The sequence below is a fragment of the Klebsiella sp. GW_Kp181 genome, assembly GCF_040062315.1.
Classification (GTDB): domain Bacteria; phylum Pseudomonadota; class Gammaproteobacteria; order Enterobacterales; family Enterobacteriaceae; genus Klebsiella; species Klebsiella oxytoca.
In genome coordinates, this window is the sequence record NZ_JBEAFR010000001.1 from 296,642 (window position 1) to 316,158 (window position 19,517).

15 protein-coding genes are annotated in these 19,517 nt (G+C 59.8%); 9 read left to right on the forward strand and 6 right to left on the reverse strand.

Annotated elements, in window-relative coordinates:
- The first annotated feature begins 211 nt into the window (after positions 1-211).
- Positions 212-1,930, forward strand: coding sequence for a lysophospholipid acyltransferase family protein (locus ABLV11_RS01485; RefSeq protein ID WP_224329851.1), 1,719 nt, complete (start codon positions 212-214; stop codon positions 1,928-1,930).
- Positions 1,931-2,188: 258 nt separating this feature from the next.
- Here ABLV11_RS01485 and tauD read toward each other — a convergent pair whose 3' ends face one another.
- From tauD to tauA, 4 genes are read right to left on the reverse strand one after another with little or no spacing between them, the layout of a single operon-like run.
- Positions 2,189-3,040 (reverse strand): taurine dioxygenase, encoded by an 852-nt coding sequence (gene tauD, locus ABLV11_RS01490; protein ID WP_064344830.1) that lies wholly within the window; start codon positions 3,038-3,040, stop codon positions 2,189-2,191.
- Positions 3,037-3,864, reverse strand: a complete 828-nt coding sequence (tauC, locus tag ABLV11_RS01495) for a taurine ABC transporter permease TauC (RefSeq protein WP_004099351.1) — start codon at positions 3,862-3,864, stop codon at positions 3,037-3,039. Before tauC ends, tauD begins: the two co-directional genes overlap by 4 nt.
- Positions 3,861-4,628: a taurine ABC transporter ATP-binding subunit gene (gene tauB / locus ABLV11_RS01500; protein WP_016808629.1), complete on the reverse strand. Its 768-nt coding sequence runs from the start codon at positions 4,626-4,628 to the stop codon at positions 3,861-3,863. The genes tauC and tauB overlap by 4 nt, the downstream gene beginning before the upstream one ends.
- An 11-nt stretch (positions 4,629-4,639) precedes the next feature.
- Positions 4,640-5,602 carry a taurine ABC transporter substrate-binding protein gene (tauA, locus tag ABLV11_RS01505; protein WP_004099349.1) on the reverse strand — a complete coding sequence of 321 codons (963 nt, stop codon included), beginning with the start codon at positions 5,600-5,602 and terminating at the stop codon, positions 4,640-4,642.
- Positions 5,603-5,943: 341 nt separating this feature from the next.
- Here tauA and ABLV11_RS01510 point away from each other — a divergent pair, with 341 nt between their 5' ends.
- From ABLV11_RS01510 to fbpC, 6 genes are all read left to right on the forward strand, one after another.
- Positions 5,944-6,573 carry a response regulator transcription factor gene (locus ABLV11_RS01510; RefSeq protein WP_004099348.1) on the forward strand — a complete coding sequence of 210 codons (630 nt, stop codon included), beginning with the start codon at positions 5,944-5,946 and terminating at the stop codon, positions 6,571-6,573.
- Positions 6,573-8,114: an MASE1 domain-containing protein gene (locus ABLV11_RS01515; RefSeq protein ID WP_126488579.1), complete on the forward strand. Its 1,542-nt coding sequence runs from the start codon at positions 6,573-6,575 to the stop codon at positions 8,112-8,114. The genes ABLV11_RS01510 and ABLV11_RS01515 overlap by 1 nt, the downstream gene beginning before the upstream one ends.
- A 60-nt stretch (positions 8,115-8,174) precedes the next feature.
- Positions 8,175-9,494 carry an MFS transporter family glucose-6-phosphate receptor UhpC gene (gene uhpC / locus ABLV11_RS01520; RefSeq protein ID WP_224226429.1) on the forward strand — a complete coding sequence of 440 codons (1,320 nt, stop codon included), beginning with the start codon at positions 8,175-8,177 and terminating at the stop codon, positions 9,492-9,494.
- Positions 9,494-10,525 carry an ABC transporter substrate-binding protein gene (locus ABLV11_RS01525; RefSeq protein WP_004099345.1) on the forward strand — a complete coding sequence of 344 codons (1,032 nt, stop codon included), beginning with the start codon at positions 9,494-9,496 and terminating at the stop codon, positions 10,523-10,525. The genes uhpC and ABLV11_RS01525 overlap by 1 nt, the downstream gene beginning before the upstream one ends.
- 69 nt (positions 10,526-10,594) lie before the next feature.
- Positions 10,595-12,673, forward strand: coding sequence for an iron ABC transporter permease (locus ABLV11_RS01530; RefSeq protein ID WP_004099344.1), 2,079 nt, complete (start codon positions 10,595-10,597; stop codon positions 12,671-12,673).
- A gap of 11 nt (positions 12,674-12,684) precedes the next feature.
- Positions 12,685-13,731, forward strand: a complete 1,047-nt coding sequence (gene fbpC, locus ABLV11_RS01535; protein ID WP_004099343.1) for a ferric ABC transporter ATP-binding protein — start codon at positions 12,685-12,687, stop codon at positions 13,729-13,731.
- A gap of 89 nt (positions 13,732-13,820) precedes the next feature.
- Here fbpC and mmuM read toward each other — a convergent pair whose 3' ends face one another.
- The gene (gene mmuM, locus ABLV11_RS01540; protein WP_126488577.1) at positions 13,821-14,753 is read right to left on the reverse strand and encodes a homocysteine S-methyltransferase; all 933 of its coding nucleotides are present in this window, start codon (positions 14,751-14,753) and stop codon (positions 13,821-13,823) included.
- Entirely contained in the window at positions 14,740-16,146 is a 1,407-nt protein-coding gene (gene mmuP, locus ABLV11_RS01545; protein ID WP_024273818.1) for an S-methylmethionine permease, read from the reverse strand. The genes mmuM and mmuP overlap by 14 nt, the downstream gene beginning before the upstream one ends.
- A 229-nt stretch (positions 16,147-16,375) precedes the next feature.
- Here mmuP and ABLV11_RS01550 point away from each other — a divergent pair, with 229 nt between their 5' ends.
- Together ABLV11_RS01550 and eat are read left to right on the forward strand one after the other, a co-directional pair.
- A complete protein-coding gene (locus ABLV11_RS01550; protein ID WP_126488575.1) occupies positions 16,376-17,758 on the forward strand; it encodes a glycosyl hydrolase family 28 protein in 1,383 nt (460 codons plus the stop codon).
- Between the two features lie 368 nt (positions 17,759-18,126).
- Entirely contained in the window at positions 18,127-19,506 is a 1,380-nt protein-coding gene (eat, locus tag ABLV11_RS01555) for an ethanolamine permease (RefSeq protein WP_126488573.1), read from the forward strand.
- Positions 19,507-19,517 lie beyond the last annotated feature (11 nt).

Genomic DNA, 19,517 nt, shown 5'->3' on the forward strand with positions numbered 1-19,517 from the left:
CCCCAGGTTAAAAGAGGGGGAGACCGAAAGGCAAGAAACCGGAGATCAATCTGGAAAAGCGTTCGCAACTTTTCACCTGTGGCCTTCCCGGAGGCGGCGCTGCGCGCCTGTCCGGGCTACCCGCTCCCGCCAATCCCAAATCTTCACTCAACTGTAATCTGAGCGACATCTGCGCCTTCTACTGTCTGGGCAGGACGGAGGAGGTGCCGCTATGTTTAGTCTCGACAATGTCATCGATGACCTGTGGCCTCAGGCAAAGCCAGCGCTCTGGCAGAAAAAGGTGCTGAAAAAGCTCCTGCATGAGGAAGAGTTTCAGCAGTTTGCCGCGCGTCATCATCACCTGAAAGGACTGGATACGGTCGAACAGGTGCTCGAACATCTTAATATCCGCTGCGCTATCCCGGCGCACGATCTCGAACAAATCCCCGAACATGGTCCGCTGGTCATCATCGCCAACCACCCCACCGGTACGCTTGACGGCCTGGCCCTGCTCTACGCGGTGTCCCGCGTGCGCCGCGACGTCAAAGTGGTCACCAACCGCATGCTGACTCACCTTGAACCGCTGAGCTCGCTGTTTATTCCGGTCGATAATATCAATGGCCGCACCGCCAAAGCGGCGTTGCAGCAGATGGACCAGCAGTTGCAAAACGGCGGCGTGCTGATTTTCTTCCCGGCCGGCGAAGTTTCACGCCTCACCCGGCGCGGTATTCGTGATAAAAAATGGCACTCCGGATTTATTAAGCTGGCGGCGAAATACCGCGCCCCGCTGCTACCAGCGTGGATCCGCGCGCGCAACAGCGCACTGTTTTACGCCAGTACCCTGATGTCCGAGAATCTGCCGTTACTGCTGCTGATGCAGCAAATGTTCCGTCGCCGCAACAGCAGCCTGCCGGTGAATATTGGTCAACAGATAACCTGGTCAAACTGGTTCAATCCGCAAAGCTCTTCTCGGGAACTGACCGAGCGCTGCTATCGCCACCTGGAGCTACTCGGCAAAGGGCTGCCGGGTATATTCAAAACCGAAAGCGCTATCGCCCGTCCCGAAGACCGCGCCCTGCTCAAGCGCGAGCTGGGGAAGGCTGAAACGCTGGGGCGCACGGCGGATGGTAAAGTCATCTATCTCTGGCAGCGCCGCGACCAGGAAGATGCGCCGATACTGCGCGAGCTGGGCCGTCTGCGGGAAATCGCCTTCCGCGCGGTGGGGGAAGGCAGCGGCAAACGTCGCGACGTTGACGTTTATGACGACGACTATCTGCAGCTGATTCTGTGGGATGAGGAAGATCTTGAGATCGTCGGCGCTTACCGTTTTATGCCAACCGCAATACAGCTGGAAAAGCGCGGCCTGAACGGCATCTACAGCTACAGCCTGTTTCATTACGACGCGCGCATGGACGATATTCTGCAACACGGCATTGAACTGGGTCGCAGTTTTATCCAGCCGCGTTACTGGGGCCGCCGCGGGCTGGACTACCTGTGGTCCGGCATTGGCGCGTATCTGGCGCGCTATCCGCACTATCGCTATCTGTTCGGCCCGGTGTCGATTTCCGGCGGGCTGCCGCCGTCGGCGCGCGATCTGCTGGTGGCTTTTTATCGGCTGTGGTTCCCGGCGACGCATCCGCTGGCAGAGTCACGGCGTCCTTATCCGGCCTCGCTGCCCGATGTTCTGGCCCAGTTTGGCGGAGAAGATTACAACGACGACCTGGCGCAGCTAAAGTCCCTGCTCGGCAACCTCGGTTGCGCGATCCCGCCGCTGTATAAGCAGTACTCGGAAGTCTGCGAGCCAGGCGGCGTGCAGTTTATCGATTTCGGCAGCGACCCGGATTTCAACAACTGCGTGGATGGGCTGGTGCTGGTAGATTTGACCTATCTGAAGGCCAACCGCTATCAGCGCTATATTGGGGTACATCTGGACGCGCAAAAATCGGCATAAAAGCCTTTTCCCGGAGGCGGCGCGTTGCGCCTGTCCGGGCTACACGCGCTACACGCGTACTATGCTGCGGGGCGTTTATCGTAGGTTGTTTCCCGGCTTGTGGCACATTGCGCCTTAGCCGGGCTACGGGTTAACCGCGTTCTGCGGAGCGGTAGCCCGGACAAGGCGCGTTAAGCGCCGCCTCCGGGAAACAGCGCACAATGCAGCGTCCACTTTCCTCCTCGGCTCGCGGCTGACGCCTTAGCCGGGCTATAGAAATTAACCAGCCCGGTAATACGGCTTGTCCCCGAGAATCGTCGCCCGGTGCATAATGCGCCGCTGCGGCAGGTAATCGGCGTTGGCGTAGTGCTGGGTGACGCGGTTATCCCAAATCGCCACGTCGTTCGGCTGCCAGCGCCAGCGCACCTGAAAGTCCGGTTTAGTGACGTGAGCAAACAGGAAGCCGAGCAGCGCCTCGCTCTCTTTCTCCGTGACGTCAACGATGCGGGTGGTAAAGCCCTCATTGACAAACAGCGCCTGTTTACCGGTCACCGGATGGGTGCGCACTACCGGATGAAGCAGCGGCGGATTTTTCGCGACCGCCTCCAGCCAGCGCTGATGCTCCTCTTCGCTTTTACGATATTTATACTCCTGAAACGATTTGCGGAAATCATGCTCCGCGTGCAGGCCGCTTAACAGCTGGCGTAAAGGCCCGGAGAGCGCCTCATAGGCCGCAATGCCGCTGGTCCACAGGGTGTCGCCGCCGGTTGACGGCAGCTCTTTTGCCGCGAGGATCGCCCCGGCGGGCGGCGTCTCAATGAAGGTGACATCGGTGTGCCAGTTATCGTTATCCGGCGGGTTAGCGTCGTGAGTATCAAGCACGATAATCTCATCGACGCCGGGCGCGTGCGGATAGACCGGATGAATATGCAGGTCGCCAAAGCGCAGGGCGAGATCCCGCTGCTGTTCGGGAGTGATATTCTGCTCGCGCAGGAACACCACCTGGTGACGCAGCACCGCGTGATACAGCTGCTCAAACTGGTTGTCGCTCAGCGGGCGGGTAATATCGACGCCGGATACCTGCGCGCCAATATACGGCCCCAGCGGGGTAATGCTTAAACGTTCGCTCATTGTACTTCTCCATGCCAGGGCGTCAGGCGACGCTGCAGCGCGCGCAGCCCCAGTTCCAGTAAAAAGGCGATGATGGCAATCACCGCGATCCCGGCCAGCACCACGTCGGTGGCGAGGAACTCACCGGCGGACTGCACCATAAAACCTAACCCGCGGGTGGCGGCAATCAGCTCCGCGGCCACCAGCGTCGACCAACCCACGCCGAGCCCAATGCGCAGGCCGGTGAGGATTTCCGGCAGCGCGCCGGGCAGGATCACCAGCCACAGCACCTGCGCCCGGCTGGCCCCTAAAGATTGCGCGGCGCGAATGCGCACCTGCTGGGCGCTCTTTACGCCCGCCAGCGCCGACATCGCCACCGGCGCGAATATCGCCAGGTAGATCAACAGGATCTTCGAGGTCTCGCCGATGCCGAACCAGATCACCATCAGCGGTAAATAGGCCAGCGGCGGCACCGGGCGATAAAGCTCGATCAGCGGGTCGAGGATCCCGCGTACCGTGGGGCTCAGCCCCATGGCGATCCCGACCGGCACGCCGAGCAGTACCGCCGCCAGCAGCGCGATAACGATACGCGTCAGGCTCGCCGCCAGGTGCTGCCAGAGGGTGGCGTCCATAAAACCCTGCGGACCGGCAATAGTGATAAGTTTCTGCAATACCTGCCCCGGCGGCGGCAGAAACAGCGGGCTAATCAGCTGCAGGGCGGCAACGGCCCACCAGATAGCCAGCAGTACCGCCAGGGTCGCCGCGCTGAGAGTGAGCTGACGCGAGAACGGCCAGCGCCACTTCAGCCTCCGCTGACGCGGTTTATCATTGATGACCACGCTCATGAGAAAGCCTCCCGTTGTTCAAATACCCGGCTGAGGACGTACTCGCGCTGTTCGATAAACCGCGGGTCCGATTTAATGCTGCGGCAGGATTCGCCGGCCACAAAGCGGCGGCCAAAATCGAGCGGCAGCCGTTCGAGCACCCGGCCCGGCCCCGGCGAAAGCAGTATCAGCTCGGTGGCCATAAACACCGCCTCTTCGATATCGTGGGTGATCAGCAGTACCTTCTTGCCGGTCTCATGCCACAGGCTGAGCAGCAGGGTTTGCATCTGCTCGCGGGTAAAGGCATCCAGCGCACCAAACGGCTCGTCGAGAAGCAGCAGCTGCGGATTGGCCGCCAGCGCGCGGGCAATGCCCACCCGCTGACGCTGGCCGCCGGAAAGCTGCCAGATAAAGCGCTTTTCCGCCCCTTCGAGGCCGACTTTTTTCAGCATCCGCGCGGCGGTTGCCCGGCGCTGCGTTTTGTCGACGCCCGCCAGCTGTAGCCCGAGCGCAACGTTATCCTGCACATTGCGCCACGGCAGCAGCCCTTCATTCTGAAAGACCACGCCGCGATCGGCTCCCGGCCCTTCAACCCGCCTGCCTTCAAGAGTGATGCTGCCGTGCTGATAAGGCACGAATCCGGCAATCAGGTTCAGCAGCGTGGTTTTACCGCAGCCGGAAGGCCCGAGGACCACCAGCAGTTCACCGCTGTCCAGCGTCAGGTTGATATCCGCCAGCGCTGGTTTACCGCCGTAGTCGGCGGAAAGATGCGAGATTTGCAGCATCATGACCTCCTTTACTTCACAAAACGGTCGGTAACGTACTGGCTGTAGTCGCTTCCCGCTGCGGGGACTTTACCCTGCTCTTTCAGGAATTTAGCGGTGTCGATGATGGCTTTATTCACCGGCCCGTTCAGCTCCTGCGCCTGTTGGGCAGCGGTCAGATAGGTATTGCCTTTCACCAGCCCCGGCACGTCGGCTTCCGGTACGCCGCTCAGGCGCGCCAGCTTGCTGATGTTTTCCGGCTGCTTCAGCCACTCATCCGGGTTGGCGATATAGGGCTGCTGCGCGTCAATGGCGCTTTTGGCGAAGGCTTTGACAATATCAGGATGCTTTTCGGCAAAGTCTTTGCGTACCACCCACACGTCCAGCGTCGGCGCGCCCCACTCCCCCACCTGCGACGAGTCGGTGAGAACCGTGCCGTCTTTTTCCAGCGCGTTGACCGCCGGCGCCCAGACGTAGGCGCCGTCAATGTCGCCGCGCTGCCAGGCGGCAATAATCGCCGGCGGCTGCAGGTTGAGGATCTGCACCTGCCCCGGTTTAATCCCCCAGTGCTTCAGCGCCGACAGCAGGCTGTAGTGAGTCGTAGAGATAAATGGCACGGCGATGCGTTTGCCGATCAGGTCTTGCGGTTTGGTGATGCTCTTTTTGACCACCAGCGCTTCGGAGTTACCGAGCTTTGAGGCCAGCAGAAAGACTTCAATCGGCACCTGCTGGGTGGCGGCGACCGCCAGCGGGCTGGAGCCAAGGTTACCGATCTGCACGTCGCCGGAAGCCAGCGCCCGCACGATGCTCGCGCCGCTGTCAAACTTGCGCCAGTCGACGGTCGCCCCGCTCGCTTTGGCGAAGGTGTTGTCCGCCTGGGCGACTTTCGCCGGTTCGGCGGAGGTCTGATACGCCACGGTGACGTTCACCGCCTGGGCCTGGAATGCCGCCAGCGCCAGCGCGGCAATGAGTGTGATACGCGATGATAGTGCCATAGTGTCTGCTTCCCATAGTTGTTATGGGTGCAGTATTTCCGGCGCGATGCGTTTGATGAAGTAATTAAAAATTCTTGCTAAGAACAAAGCGTTTTTAGAAAAAAATCGGCAATGCTTATACACAAAATCATTCATGCTGCATCGAGGCGGCAAGGTTGTTCGTCCCCGGGAGCTGACATAAGTCAGTGACCGGGGCGGGCAAACGAAGCCAACAAAGAGGCAGCTTGAAGGATGAAGTGTATTGCGATTTTGTTACATTCATTGCATAACTGCGCCTGATTGATTGCCAGCGCAGCGGTGGCAGGCATCATAGAACCATGATGCGCTAAGAGAGAAGAAACATGATTCGAGTGGTGCTGGTCGATGACCATGTGGTGGTGCGTTCAGGCTTTGCGCAGTTACTCAGCCTCGAAGAGGATCTCGAGGTGGTTGGCCAGTTCAGCAGCGCGGCGGAAGCGTGGCCGGCATTATTGCGCGACGACGTCAACGTAGCGGTCATGGATATCGCCATGCCGGATGAGAACGGCCTGAGCCTGCTAAAGCGCCTGCGCGCGCAAAAGCCGCAGTTTCGCGCCATTATTCTCAGCATTTACGACACCCCGGCCTTCGTGCAGAGCGCCCTTGATGCCGGCGCCAGCGGCTATCTGACCAAACGCTGCGGCCCGGAGGAGCTCGTGCAGGCGGTGCGTTCCGTCGGTATGGGTGGACACTACCTGTGCGCCGATGCCCTGCGGGCGCTGCGCGGCGGAGAGCAACCGGCGCAGGTGCTCGAGGTGCTCACCCCGCGTGAACGCGAAGTGTTTGATTTGCTCGTTAAAGGCGACAGCGTCAAGGAAATCGCCTTCAAGCTCGATCTCAGCCACAAGACGGTGCACGTTCATCGCGCCAACGTGCTGGGCAAACTGCAGTGCCACAGCACCATTGATCTGGTCCATTTCGCCCTCGACCACCAGCTGCTGGCGGGTCATTAATGTCGCGCGGCCTTCGCCACAGCGTCATCTCGCTGTTCATCGTGCTGGCCTGGGGAAGCGGCTGGCTGATGCTGTGGACGCTCGGGTTTTACCTGACCCATAACGGCCAGCAGGCGGCGCTGTTCCTGCCGCACGGCGTCTATCTGGCGCTGCTGATCCTGCTTTCGCGCCGCTACTGGCCCGCGCTGGTGCTGCCTCCCGTGCTGATGCTGTTCTGGCTGCACGGCGAACAGCTGCTGAACGGCTATATTCTGCTGGCCGCGCCGTTGATCGGCCTGCTTCCCGCCGGCATCGCCCAACAGTTCTGGCACCGCTTCCCCCTTTACTGGCAGCGGCTGACGCTGCTGCTGGCCACGGTTACCGCCAGCGCATTATTCAACACCGCCCTGCTCTCGCCGTTTGTGAAAAGTCCGGCGATGATGCTCGGTCTGGCCTCGTTTACCGGCGGGGTGCTGCTGACGCCGTTTGTCTATCTGATTTTTGAATTCCTGCGCCAGCAGCACCGCTACCACCTGCTGGGGCTGGATACCAATAATCCGCCGCTGCGCACCTCATTGATCATCTGGTGCAGCCTGTTCTTTATTATCGGCATCGGCACCCAAATGGTTCTGTCGCCGGAAATCGAGCGTCTGCTGTTAATTGTGGTGTTTCTGCCCAACGTGGTGATGGCGTGGAAGTTCGGCTGGCAGGGCGGCGTTCTCTCCGGTCTGCTGGGCAGCATGATGATCACCATTGCCCGCCAGGTTGGCGTCGGATTCAGCAACCTGGTGGAGCTGGAGATTTTTCTGGCGACCCAGGCGCTGCTCGGTATCGGGCTGGGGATTGCCATCAGTCGCCAGCAGCACCTGGCGCAAAACCTGCACCACTATCGCCAGCGGCTGGAGGCGGAGCTGGCGGCGCGGCGGGCGCTAACCGAAAAGCTGATCCATACCGAAGAGGATACGCGCAAAAGCCTGGCGCGCGAGCTGCACGACGAAATCGGCCAGAATATTACCGCCATTCAGATCCAGTCGCAGCTGGTGAAGCGAGCGCGCGATCCGGCGCAAACCCAGGCCGCCGCCAGCCAGATTAACGATCTCGCCCGGCGTATTCACCACTCTACCCGCCAGCTGCTGCGCCAGCTACGCCCCCCGGCCCTTGATGAACTGTCGTTTAAAGAGGCGCTGCACCATTTGCTCAATGAGTTTGCCTTTGCCGAGCGCGGTATCCGCTGCCGCTTTGACTACCGGCTCACCGCCACGCCGGAGAGCGAAACGGTACGTTTTACCCTCTATCGGCTGCTACAGGAGCTGCTTAACAACGTCTGTAAACACGCCGACGCCAGCGAGGTTGCCATTGCTCTGTATCAGCAGGGGACGCTGTTGCGCCTGGAGGTCAAGGACAACGGTATCGGTATCAGCCCCGACAAAATGGCCGGCTTCGGCATTCAGGGTATGCGTGAACGGGTCAGCGCCCTGGGCGGAGAGCTGACCCTGGAGTCGCAGCATGGGACGCGGGTAATTGTTAACTTGCCCACAAATTTGCAACAAACAGCCGGCTAACCAGGAAAAAGTCTTAGTCACTCCGGACTTTCTCTCATCTCCTTTCGATTTCACTTTCATATAGTCAGCAAAACGGAGACGGCGATGCGCTCAGCAACCGACATTAATCAACATTACCGGACGCTGCGTCCGCAGCTGCTGATGTACATGGTCATCGGATATGCGGCGTTTTACCTGACGCGCAAAAGCGTCAACTACGTATTGCCGGCGCTGCAAACGGATCTGGGTCTGGATAAAGGCGATATCGGCCTGCTGGGATCGCTGTTTTACCTGACCTACGGTCTGTCGAAGTTTACCGCCGGACTGTGGCACGACAGCCACGGGCAGCGCTGGTTTATGGGCGTGGGCCTGTTCGCCACCGGTCTGCTGAACGTGGTGTTCGCCTTCGGCGAATCGCTGACGCTGCTGCTGGCGGTCTGGACGCTGAACGGATTTTTTCAGGGCTGGGGCTGGCCTCCCTGCGCCCGCCTGCTGACCCACTGGTACTCGCGCAACGAACGCGGCTTCTGGTGGGGCTGCTGGAATATGTCGATCAATATCGGCGGAGCGATTATCCCGCTGATTAGCGCCTTTGCCGCCCACTGGTGGGGCTGGCAGGCGGCGATGCTGGCACCGGGGACGATCAGCATGGCATCAGGCATCTGGTTAACGCTGCACCTGAAAGGAACGCCCCGCGAAGAGGGATTGCCGTCAGTAGGCCGCTGGCGTAACGACCCGCTGGAGCTGCGCCAGGAGCAGCAAAGCCCGCCGATGGGGCTATGGCAGATGCTGCGCACCACGATGCTGAAGAATCCGATGATCTGGCTGCTGGGCGTCTCTTACGTGCTGGTCTATCTGATCCGCATCGCGCTCAACGACTGGGGCAACATCTGGCTGACGGAGAGCCACGGCGTCAATCTGCTCAGCGCCAACGCCACGGTGATGCTGTTTGAAGCGGGCGGTCTGCTCGGGGCGTTGTTCGCCGGATGGGGCTCGGATCTGCTGTTCAGCGGCCAGCGGGCGCCGATGATTTTACTGTTCACGCTGGGGTTGATGGTCTCCGTCGCCGCGCTTTGGCTGGCGCCGGTCCATCACTACGCGCTGCTGGCGGTGTGTTTCTTTACGGTGGGCTTCTTCGTTTTTGGCCCACAAATGCTGATTGGCCTCGCGGCGGTGGAGTGCGGACACAAAGCGGCGGCGGGTTCAATTACCGGATTTCTCGGCCTGTTCGCCTATCTGGGGGCAGCGCTGGCGGGCTGGCCTCTGTCGCTGGTCATTGAACGCTACGGCTGGTCGGGCATGTTCAGTTTACTCTCGGTCGCCGCAGTTCTGATGGGTTTATTGCTGATGCCGCTGCTGATGGCGAGCATTACTACCTCTGCTGCTCAAAGGATAAAATAATGAAAAAAACGCTGGTCACTACCCTGATTGCTTCCGGCATTGCGCTGGCGACGTTAAGCGGCGCGGCGCACGCCAAAGGTCGTCTGGTGGTCTATTGCAGCGCCACCAACGAAATGTGTGAGGCGGAAACCAAAGCCTTCGGCGAAAAATATGACGTAAAAACCTCATTTATTCGCAACGGTTCCGGCAGCACGCTGGCGAAGGTCGATGCCGAGAAGAAAAACCCGCAGGCGGATGTCTGGTACGGCGGCACCCTCGACCCGCAGTCCCAGGCCGGTGAAATGGGCCTGCTGCAGCCCTATAAATCGCCCAATCTTGCGCAGGTGATGGAGCAGTTCCGCGATCCGGCGAAGCTGAAAGGCAACTACTCCTCGGCGGTGTACGTTGGCATACTCGGCTTCGGCGTGAACACCCAGCGCCTGAAAGAGAAAAATCTGCCGGTGCCGAAATGCTGGAAAGATCTGACTAAACCGGAATATAAAGGCGAAATTCAGATTGCCGACCCGCAGAGTTCCGGCACCGCCTACACCGCGCTGGCGACCTTCGCCCAGCTGTGGGGGGACGATCAGGCTTTCGATTATCTCAAACAGCTCAACGCTAACGTCTCCCAGTACACGAAGTCCGGTATCGCCCCGGCGCGCAACGCCGCCCGCGGTGAAACGGCCATCGGCATCGGCTTCCTGCACGACTATTCGCTGGAAAAAGAACAGGGCGCGCCGCTGGAGCTGATCTCGCCGTGCGAAGGCACCGGCTATGAAATTGGCGGCGTCAGTATCCTGAAGGGCGCGCGCAACCTCGACAACGCCAAACTGTTTGTCGACTGGGTGCTGTCGAAAGATGCCCAGGAGCTGGCGTGGAAGAAAGGCAAGTCTTATCAGATCCTGACCAACACTACCGCCGACACCTCGCCGAACTCGCTGAAGCTCGACGACCTGAAGCTCATCAACTATGACATGGATAAATACGGCTCAACGGACGTGCGTAAAGCGCTAATCAATAAATGGGTTAGCGAAGTGAAGATGGGTAAATAAGCCCGCATTGCGTTCATTTGCCGGGTGGCGGCATCACTGCCCTACCCGGCCTACGACACCGGAAAACTTATGTCACACACACTTGCACTCCATCCCGTGAAAAAGCGGGATGCGATATTCCTTTGGGTTTTATTCGGCTGGCTGGCGTTTGCCCTGCTGCCGAGCTGGAGCCTGGATTACGGTCTGCTGGAGTCCACGAGCGATGAAATTCTCGCGGCCTACGGCTGGTCACAGTTCAATATCAGCTGGCTGTGGTATCTCTTACCGAGCCTGCTGCTGATTCGTCCCTTTCAGGAAGCCAGGCGGGAGCAGCGCAGCCGCCACTATCTCGATGCTGGCTGGGCGTTCTGCTGTATGGCGTTTATCGTCGTCAGCGCCACCGTGGAAGGCCGCGGATTAGGCTACGCCACCATCGTGCTGTTTGTCGCGCTGGGGGCCATCATGACCCTGGCGCTCACCCGCCTGGAATGGCTGGGGGGCGACCGCTTTGTCATTGGTTCGCTGGTCACCATCGTGGCGTTAATCGGCGTCTTTATCGTCTGGCCAAGCATCGCTATTTTCATCCCGATGTTCACTAACGACGCCGGCGAGTTTGCCCCGCTGGCGTTTATGGCCGTGCTGTCGCAGGCGCATATTGTCCAGGTGATCCTCAACTCCATCGCCCTGTCGATTGCGGTAGGCATCGGCTGCACCTTCTTTGGCCTGGTGCTGGCGATTTACACCACCCGTATCGCCCAGCGCAGCGCGATTATTGGCCGCATTTTCTCGATTCTGCCGATCGTCACCCCGCCGTTTGTCGTCGGTCTCGGCGTTACCCTGATGATGGGCCGTTCCGGCTACGTCACCGAACTGATGGTCGACTGGTTTGGCTTAACCAACACCAACTGGCTGTACGGATTTACCGGCATCTGGCTGGCGCAGGTGCTGGCGTTCACCCCGATGGCGTTTATGATCCTCGACGGCGCGATTAAGACCATTCATCCGTCGCTGGAGGAGGCGTCGTACACCCTGCGCGCCAGCCGCTGGCAGACCTTCAACGGCGTCTTCGTCCCGCTGCTGAAACCGGCGCTGGCGAACGCGTTTTTAATCGTCATCGTTCAGTCGCTGGCCGACTTCAGCAACCCGCTGGTGCTCGGCGGCAACTTCGACGTACTGGCGACGCAGATCTACTTCTATATCACCGGTTCGCAGCTCGATTATCAGGCCGCCAGTACTCTCGGCGCATTCCTGCTGCTGTTCTCGCTGCTGGTGTTCTGCATTCAGTATATGTGGATCGGCAAGCGCTCTTACGTCACGGTTTCCGGCAAGTCCTACCGTGGCGACGTGCAGCCGCTGCCGGTGACCCTGGTGTGGAGCGTGATCGCCATTCTGGCGGTGTGGATCGCCTTCAACGCCCTGCTCTACGGCAGTATTTTCTACGGCAGCTTTACCGTTAACTGGGGCGTGGACTACACCCTGACGCTGGATAACTTTATCAAGCTGTTCGGCCAGGGGATGAGCGACGGCGCCTGGCCTTCGCTGCTCGATACTCTGCTTTACGCCGGGATCGCCGCGCCCATCACCGCCGCCTTCGGCCTGCTGATCGCCTGGATCGTAGTGCGACAGCAGTTTAAAGGCAAAAAGACCATCGAGTTCACCACCATGCTGTGCTTCGCGGTGCCGGGCACCGTGGCGGGCGTCTCCTATATTCTCGCCTTTAACAGCGCGCCGGTGTACCTCACCGGAACGGCGGCGATTGTGATTATCTCGATGGTCATGCGTAACGTGCCGGTGGGCATTCGGGCAGGTATTGCCGGTTTAGGCCAGATCGACAAATCGCTGGACGAAGCGTCGCTCAGTCTGCGCGCGGGTTCCCTGCGCACCATTACGCATATCCTGCTGCCGCTGCTGCGCCCGGCGATCCTCTCGGCGCTGATCTACAGCTTTGTGCGCGCCATTACCACCGTCAGCGCCATTGTGTTCCTCGTGACGCCGGACACCCGCGTCGCTACCGCCTATATCCTCAACCGGGTGGAAGACGGCGAATACGGCGTGGCGATCGCCTACGGATCGATTCTGATCGTCGTGATGCTGGCGATTATTTTTATCTTTGACTGGCTGATCGGGGAAGCGCGTATCTCCCGGTCAAAAGCCAAAAACCAGGCGTAATGGAGCGCACTATGAGTCAGAAAAATTTTGTTGAGCTGCGCAACGTCACCAAGCGATTCGGCAGCAACACGGTTATCGACAATATCAATCTCACCATCCCTCAGGGACAAATGGTGACCCTGCTCGGCCCTTCCGGCTGCGGCAAGACCACCATTCTGCGCCTGGTCGCCGGGCTGGAAAAACCGAGCGAAGGACAGATTTTCATCGATGGCGAAGACGTTACTCATCGCTCCATTCAGCAGCGCGACATCTGTATGGTATTTCAGTCTTACGCCCTGTTTCCGCATATGTCGCTGGGGGACAACGTCGGCTACGGTCTGAAGATGCTCGGCGTGTCGCGCAGCGACGTGAAAGCGCGGGTGAAGGAAGCGCTGGCAATGGTGGATCTGGAAGGATTCGAAGATCGCTATGTCGATCAGATCTCCGGCGGTCAGCAGCAGCGCGTGGCGCTGGCGCGCGCCCTGATCCTCAAGCCAAAGGTGCTGCTGTTTGATGAGCCCTTAAGCAACCTCGACGCCAACCTGCGGCGCAGCATGCGCGATAAGATCCGCGAGTTACAGAAGCAGTTTGATATCACCTCGCTGTACGTGACCCACGATCAGAGCGAAGCCTTTGCGGTTTCCGATACCGTGCTGGTGATGAATAAGGGACATATCATGCAGATCGGCTCGCCGCAGGATCTTTACCGCCAGCCCGCATCGCGCTTTATGGCGAGCTTTATGGGCGATGCCAACCTGTTCCCGGCCGCCTTTAGCGAGGATTTTGTCGATATTTATGGCTATCGGCTGCCGAGGCCGCCGCATTTTGCCGCCCAGGGCGAGGGCAGCGTCGGCGTGCGCCCGGAGGCAATCACCCTGAGCGATCGCGGCGAGGAGAGCCAGCGCTGCACGATTCGCCACGTGGCCTATATGGGACCGCAGTACGAGGTGACGGTAGAGTGGCACGGGCAGGAAATTTTGCTGCAGGTGAACGCGACGCGGCTGCAGCCGGATGTCGGCGAGCACTATTATCTCGAAATCCACCCGTACGGGATGTTTGTGTTAGCGGATGCCGGGTGATTGATGCCGGGTAGCGCTTACGCTTACCCGGCCTACGATTCGTGCACGTTGTAGGCCGGGTAAGGCATCAGCCGCCACCCGGCGCAAACTCAACGCCGCGCGTTCAGTTCGGCAATATCCTTCGGCGTCGTGCGGCAGCAGCCGCCAATCAGCTTCGCCCCCGCCGCCAGCCACTGGGGTAAATATTCCGCCAGCGTTGCACAGGCTTCGCCGTGGCGATGCCAGGTCTTGGATACCGCGTCATAGTGCTCCCCGGAGTTAGGATAAACCACCAGCGGCAGCGCCGTCAGGCTATGCAGATGCGCCAGCGCGGCGGTGCTGTTTTCCAGCGCGATACAGTTAATGCCCAGCGCCACCACCTGCGGATAGTTTGCCAGCACGGCAACCACTTCCCGCAGCGGCGTGCCGTCGCTGAGATGCTGCGCATCGCGCAGGGTAAACGAGAACCATGCCCGCGCGCGCGGATAGGCAGTCAGCAGCTCCGCCAGCGCCTTCATCTCGGCGAAATTCGGCATCGTTTCACAGGCCAGCAGATCGGCCCCGGCGTCGAGCAGCGCTTCCACGCGCGGACGATGAAATGCCTGAAATTCCTCATCGCTGCGGACATAATCGCCGCGATACTCCGAGCCGTCCGCCAGGAAGGCGCCGTACGGCCCGACCGAACCGGCAACCAGCAACGCGCCCGCCCGCGGGTTTTCCGCCAGATACGCTTCCCGCGCCTTGCGGGCCAGCTCAACGCTTTTGCCGATCAGCGCTTTCGACTGCGCTTCATCAAGGCCGAGGGCAGCAAAACCTGCCGGAGTGGCCTGATAGCTGGCGGTGATCGCCACCTGCGCGCCGGCGCGGAAATAGTCGAGGTGAACTTCGCGGATAAGCTCCGGGTTGTCGACCAGCACTTTCGCCGACCACAGGCTGTCGGCAAGATTGCAGCCGCGCGCTTCCAGCTCCGTCGCCATCGCGCCGTCCAGCAGGATAAAGGGCTTTGCGTCAAGGAGGGCGGTTAACGGATTATTCTGCGACATGTTGAGGCTCCTGGGTGAGTTTCCGTGAACGAGTCAGATAATACGCACCATAACACAGTGCCACGAACGGGATCCCGCACCACAGCGCAATCCTCTGACTCGGGTCAAACGCCAGACCCACGCAGGCTACCAGGCAAAGCACAAATCCCAGCACCGGCACCAGCGGATACCACGGCGCGCGATAGTGCAGTTCGCTTAGCGCCTTCCCCTGCTGCAGATGGCGACGGCGGAACATAAAGTGCGAGGCGCAAATGCTCAGCCATACCGCCACCACCGCAAAACCGGAAATCGCCGACAGCGCGACAAACACCGTATCCGGGGCCACGACGCTGGAGAAAAGCGCCAGCACGCCGCCGAGCATGCTGACCGAAATCGCCGTCAGCGGTACCCCGTTCCTGGTCAATTTGGTAAAACAGGACGGCAGCGTTTTTTCATTGGAGAGCGACCACAGCATCCGCCCGGAGGCGTAAAGGCCAGAGTTGGCCGCCGACAGAATCGCCGTCAGGATCACAAAGTTAAAGATATCCGCCGCGTAGGGAATACCGACCTTTTCAAACACCAGCACAAACGGGCTTTTCTCGACTCCCGCCTGCTGCATCGGGATCAGCGCCGCCAGCACGAAGACGGTGCCGATGAAAAAGATAATCAGCCGGGCGATGGTGGTACGAATGGCCACCGGAATGACTTTATGCGGATTCTCCGTTTCCCCCGCCGCGATGCCGATAAGCTCGGTGCCGGAGAAAGCGAAGTTAACCGCCACCATGGTCATCAGGATCGGCAGACCGCCGTGCGGGAACCAGCCTTCGGCGGTGATATTGCGCAGCCCCGGCGCCGGAGAGCCATCCTGCATCGGAATGATGCCAAAGATCGCCGCCCCGCCGAGAATAATAAAGGCGATAATGGTGACCACCTTCACCAGCGAGAACCAGAACTCACCTTCGGCAAAGAAGCGGGTGGAGATAACGTTGAGCGCGAAAATCACCGCGCAGAACACCACGCACCAGACCCATACCGGCACCTGCGGGAACCAGTACTGCATGCAGAATCCGGCGGCGGTGAAGCTTGAGCCAAGCGCGACGGTCCAGGTCAGCCAGTAGAGCCAGGCGACGGTATACCCGGTCGCCGGGCCGAGATAGCGCGCGGCGTAGACGTGAAACGCCCCGGTTTCCGGCATCGCCACCGAAAGTTCGCCCAGACACTGCATCACCAGCCAGACCACCAGCGCGCCAATCAGATAGGCCAGCAGCGTGCCCGCCGCTCCGGTGGTGGAGATGATATAGCCGGTATTAAAAAATAGCCCTGTGCCAATAACGCCACCCAGCGACAGCATGATCAGGTGGCGAGTCTTCATGGTGCGCTTAAGCTGCCCACCTTGTTGTTGTGTTGTTTGCATTTGACCCCACGGGCGTATAGACATCTAAACATCCAGATAAGAGGTTCCTTATACCCCGCCTGTCGCCAAATTGCAAAGCCGCCGGGCCTGTCATCTATGCATTCGCCCAAATCATCATCGCCACTTATGGGCAGAATAACGACAAAAGAGAAACCGTGATCGCCGCCCTCATTAAATCAAAACATTGGTGCTAATTTTACAAAACAACAAACCAAAAAAGGATAATGCCATGATACCCCGCGCTTTGCCTCTGTGGGCCGCCGCTGCCGCCGTCGGCCTTCTACCGCTGCACGCCGCTCAGGCCGCGAGTTCCGTGAAGTTTCCCGATAAAGTCTGTGATATCACCCACTACGGCGCAGAAGGCCATCGGCTGCAAATCGCGCTCAACACCGATGCCATTCAAAAAGCGATTGATGACTGCGCCGCCGCCGGAGGGGGAACGGTGCTGGTGCCGAAAGGTAATTTCCTCACCAACCCGCTGTTTCTGAAAAATAATATTCAGCTTAAGCTGGAGAAAGACGCCACCCTGGTGGCCTCAACCGAAGTGGCTGCCTATCGCGGCGATGATAAAACGCGATACGCCGAAGCGGAAAACGGCTGGCTGCCGTTTATTAGCATCGCCGACGCGCAAAACGTGGCCATCGTCGGTGAAGGCACTATCGACGGCCAGGGCGCGGTGTGGTGGGAACGCTGGCGGGAAAATATCCGCGCCATCGGCAAGAAAGGCGGTACTGACCGGCCGCGGCTGATTTATATCACCCGCGCCAACAACGTGCTTATCGACGGCGTGACCCTCACCCATTCACCCAGCTTCCACGTGGTCACCCGCTACGCGCACGATGTCGATATCAACGGCACGCGTATTCTTTCGCCGTGGCATGCGCCGAACACCGACGCCATCGATCCTATCGATAGCCAGAATATCCGTATTACCAACAACTATATCGACTGTAACGACGACCATATTGCCATCAAGGCGGAGAAAGCCGACCCGCGCTTCCCGGACGGCGTGGTGGATAACATCTATATCGCCAACAACACTCTGAAGCAGGGGCGCGGGATCTCCATCGGCAGTGAGAGCGCAGGCGGCGTGAATAACGTGCTGGTGGAAAACAATACCTTCGAAGGTTCGATGTACGGCATTCGGATTAAAAGCCCGCGCGGCAAAGGCGGCGAGGTAAAAAATATCGTCTACCGCAATACCAGAATGCATAACGTTGAGGTGCCGCTGGTGTTCTCCGCCTATTACAAAGCCGCGCCGATTGTGCAGGCCGATGTCGATAAGCTGTTGCAGGCAGGCGGCTTTACCCTCGGCGAGCAAATCTATCCGCCGGACAGCGACCCGAAACAGCCGTTCGATAAATACAAGACTCCGCACTTCAGTAACATCACCGTTGAGAATTTAACCTCCACCGGCGACAGCAAAGCGGCGGCCTATATTATCGGTACCCCGGAAGCGCCGCTCAGCGGTTTCCATTTTAGCAACGTCAATATTGAAGCCGACCGCGGCCTGCGCATTCGCAATGCCGAGCTGGAGAGTAAAGGACTTAACCTGCAGGTGAAAGCAGGTCCGGTAATTCAACAAGACGCTGGCGCCATCGTGCACCAGTAACGCCACATTTGCGGGCAGCTGCACCACGGCGACTCTTCCGCCGGGCGCGGTCTGCCCCTTTTTTGATCCTCGTTGGCGTAGAGCCTGGCCCAACAGGTGTAATCGTTGCAGACAGTTTGCACACGGACAGCGCGCAAGAACCGGAGCGTACACGTAGTACGTGAGGATGGTTCGCTACGCTCCCCCTGCGGGCCGCCCTGAAGGGCGTTCAACACTCTGTGAGTATTGTCTGAGCACTGCCCAGGGCCAAACTGGCAAATAAGATAGCCCTAATGGGATAGGTTCTTAAACCACCGCGTTTATCGGTGGTATGCCCTGGCATTCTCTTTGCAACCCTCCCGATATCTTTATCTGGCGAGGCAACGAACATGACAGAGCAAACCACAACGCTTAAAAGAACGCTCGGCAGTTTCCGCTTATGGGGGATCGCCGTTGGGCTGGTTATTTCCGGGGAGTATTTTGGCTGGAGCTACGGCTGGTCCCAGGCCGGGACGCTGGGCTTTCTGATCGTCGCGCTGGCCATCGCCGCGATGTACTGCGCCTTTATTTTTAGCTTCACCGAGCTGACCACCGCCATTCCGCATGCGGGCGGACCTTTTGCCTACGCCTACCGCGCCTTTGGCCCCACCGGCGGGTTTATCGCCGGCTTCGCGACCCTGATTGAATTCGTCTTCGCCCCGCCCGCCATCGCTATGGCCATCGGCGCCTATCTGAACGTGCAGTTTCCGGCGCTCGACCCCAAATGGGTGGCCTGCGGCGCCTATATTATCTTTATGACGCTGAATATTCTCGGCGTGGGGATTGCCGCCACCTTTGAGCTGGTGGTGACGTTATTAGCGATCTTCGAGCTGCTGGTGTTTATGGGCGTGGTCGCGCCTGGCTTCTCCTGGAGCCACTTTACCGCTAACGGCTGGGCGGGCGCGGAAAGCTTCAGCGGCCTGGCGCTGCCGGGCATGTTTGCCGCCATCCCGTTCGCGATCTGGTTCTTTCTGGCGATTGAAGGCGCATCGATGGCCGCCGAAGAAGCTAAAGATCCGCAGCGCACTATTCCCCGGGCGCTGGGCGGCGGCATTCTGACCCTGACCGTACTGGCGATAGGCGTGATGGTCTTTGCCGGCGGCGTCGGCGACTGGCGAACCCTGGCTAATATCAACGACCCGCTACCGCAGGCGATGAAATTGGTGGTCGGCAACAGCAGCGGCTGGCTGCATATGCTGGTGTGGCTGGGGCTGTTTGGCCTGGTGGCCTCGTTCCACGGGATTATCATGGGCTACTCGCGGCAGATTTACTCTCTGGCGCGCGCGGGCTATCTCCCCGCCGGGCTGGCGACGCTGAACCGCCGCACCCGCACGCCGCATCTGGCGATCCTCGCCGGTGGCGTGGTCGGCATCGCCGCCATTTTCTCCGATTCGCTGATCACCATTAGCGGGATGCCGCTGACCGCCTGCATCGTCACGATGTCGGTATTTGGCGCTATTGTTATGTATATCACCTCGATGGCGGCGCTGTTTAAGCTGCGCCGCAGCGAGCCGAAGCTGATTCGACCGTTCCGCGCGCCGCTCTATCCGTGGGCGCCGGCCTTCGCGCTGGCCATGGCGGTGCTCTGCCTGGTGGCGATGGTCTGGTACAACACGCTGCTGGCGCTGATTTTCGCCGCCATGATGCTCGGCGGCTACCTGTGGTTTCGCAAGACTGCAGCGGCCCGCCAGCGCGCGGCGGTGGATCCGCAGCTGCGTACGGTCTCCTGAGGAGGCGACAC

Excerpts from the sequence above, each read along its gene's own strand:
- ABLV11_RS01515 (WP_126488579.1), top strand. The coding sequence starts at position 6,573 with ATGTCGCGCGGCCTTCGCCACAGCGTCATCTCGCTGTTCATCGTGCTG.
- mmuM (WP_126488577.1), bottom strand. The coding sequence starts at position 14,753 with ATGTCGCAGAATAATCCGTTAACCGCCCTCCTTGACGCAAAGCCCTTT.
- tauC (WP_004099351.1), bottom strand. The coding sequence starts at position 3,864 with ATGAGCGTGGTCATCAATGATAAACCGCGTCAGCGGAGGCTGAAGTGG.
- ABLV11_RS01530 (WP_004099344.1), top strand. The coding sequence starts at position 10,595 with ATGTCACACACACTTGCACTCCATCCCGTGAAAAAGCGGGATGCGATA.
- ABLV11_RS01485 (WP_224329851.1), top strand. The coding sequence starts at position 212 with ATGTTTAGTCTCGACAATGTCATCGATGACCTGTGGCCTCAGGCAAAG.
- tauD (WP_064344830.1), bottom strand. The coding sequence starts at position 3,040 with ATGAGCGAACGTTTAAGCATTACCCCGCTGGGGCCGTATATTGGCGCG.
- ABLV11_RS01510 (WP_004099348.1), top strand. The coding sequence starts at position 5,944 with ATGATTCGAGTGGTGCTGGTCGATGACCATGTGGTGGTGCGTTCAGGC.
- mmuP (WP_024273818.1), bottom strand. The coding sequence starts at position 16,146 with ATGCAAACAACACAACAACAAGGTGGGCAGCTTAAGCGCACCATGAAG.
- ABLV11_RS01550 (WP_126488575.1), top strand. The coding sequence starts at position 16,376 with ATGATACCCCGCGCTTTGCCTCTGTGGGCCGCCGCTGCCGCCGTCGGC.
- ABLV11_RS01525 (WP_004099345.1), top strand. The coding sequence starts at position 9,494 with ATGAAAAAAACGCTGGTCACTACCCTGATTGCTTCCGGCATTGCGCTG.
- fbpC (WP_004099343.1), top strand. The coding sequence starts at position 12,685 with ATGAGTCAGAAAAATTTTGTTGAGCTGCGCAACGTCACCAAGCGATTC.
- tauB (WP_016808629.1), bottom strand. The coding sequence starts at position 4,628 with ATGCTGCAAATCTCGCATCTTTCCGCCGACTACGGCGGTAAACCAGCG.
- tauA (WP_004099349.1), bottom strand. The coding sequence starts at position 5,602 with ATGGCACTATCATCGCGTATCACACTCATTGCCGCGCTGGCGCTGGCG.
- eat (WP_126488573.1), top strand. The coding sequence starts at position 18,127 with ATGACAGAGCAAACCACAACGCTTAAAAGAACGCTCGGCAGTTTCCGC.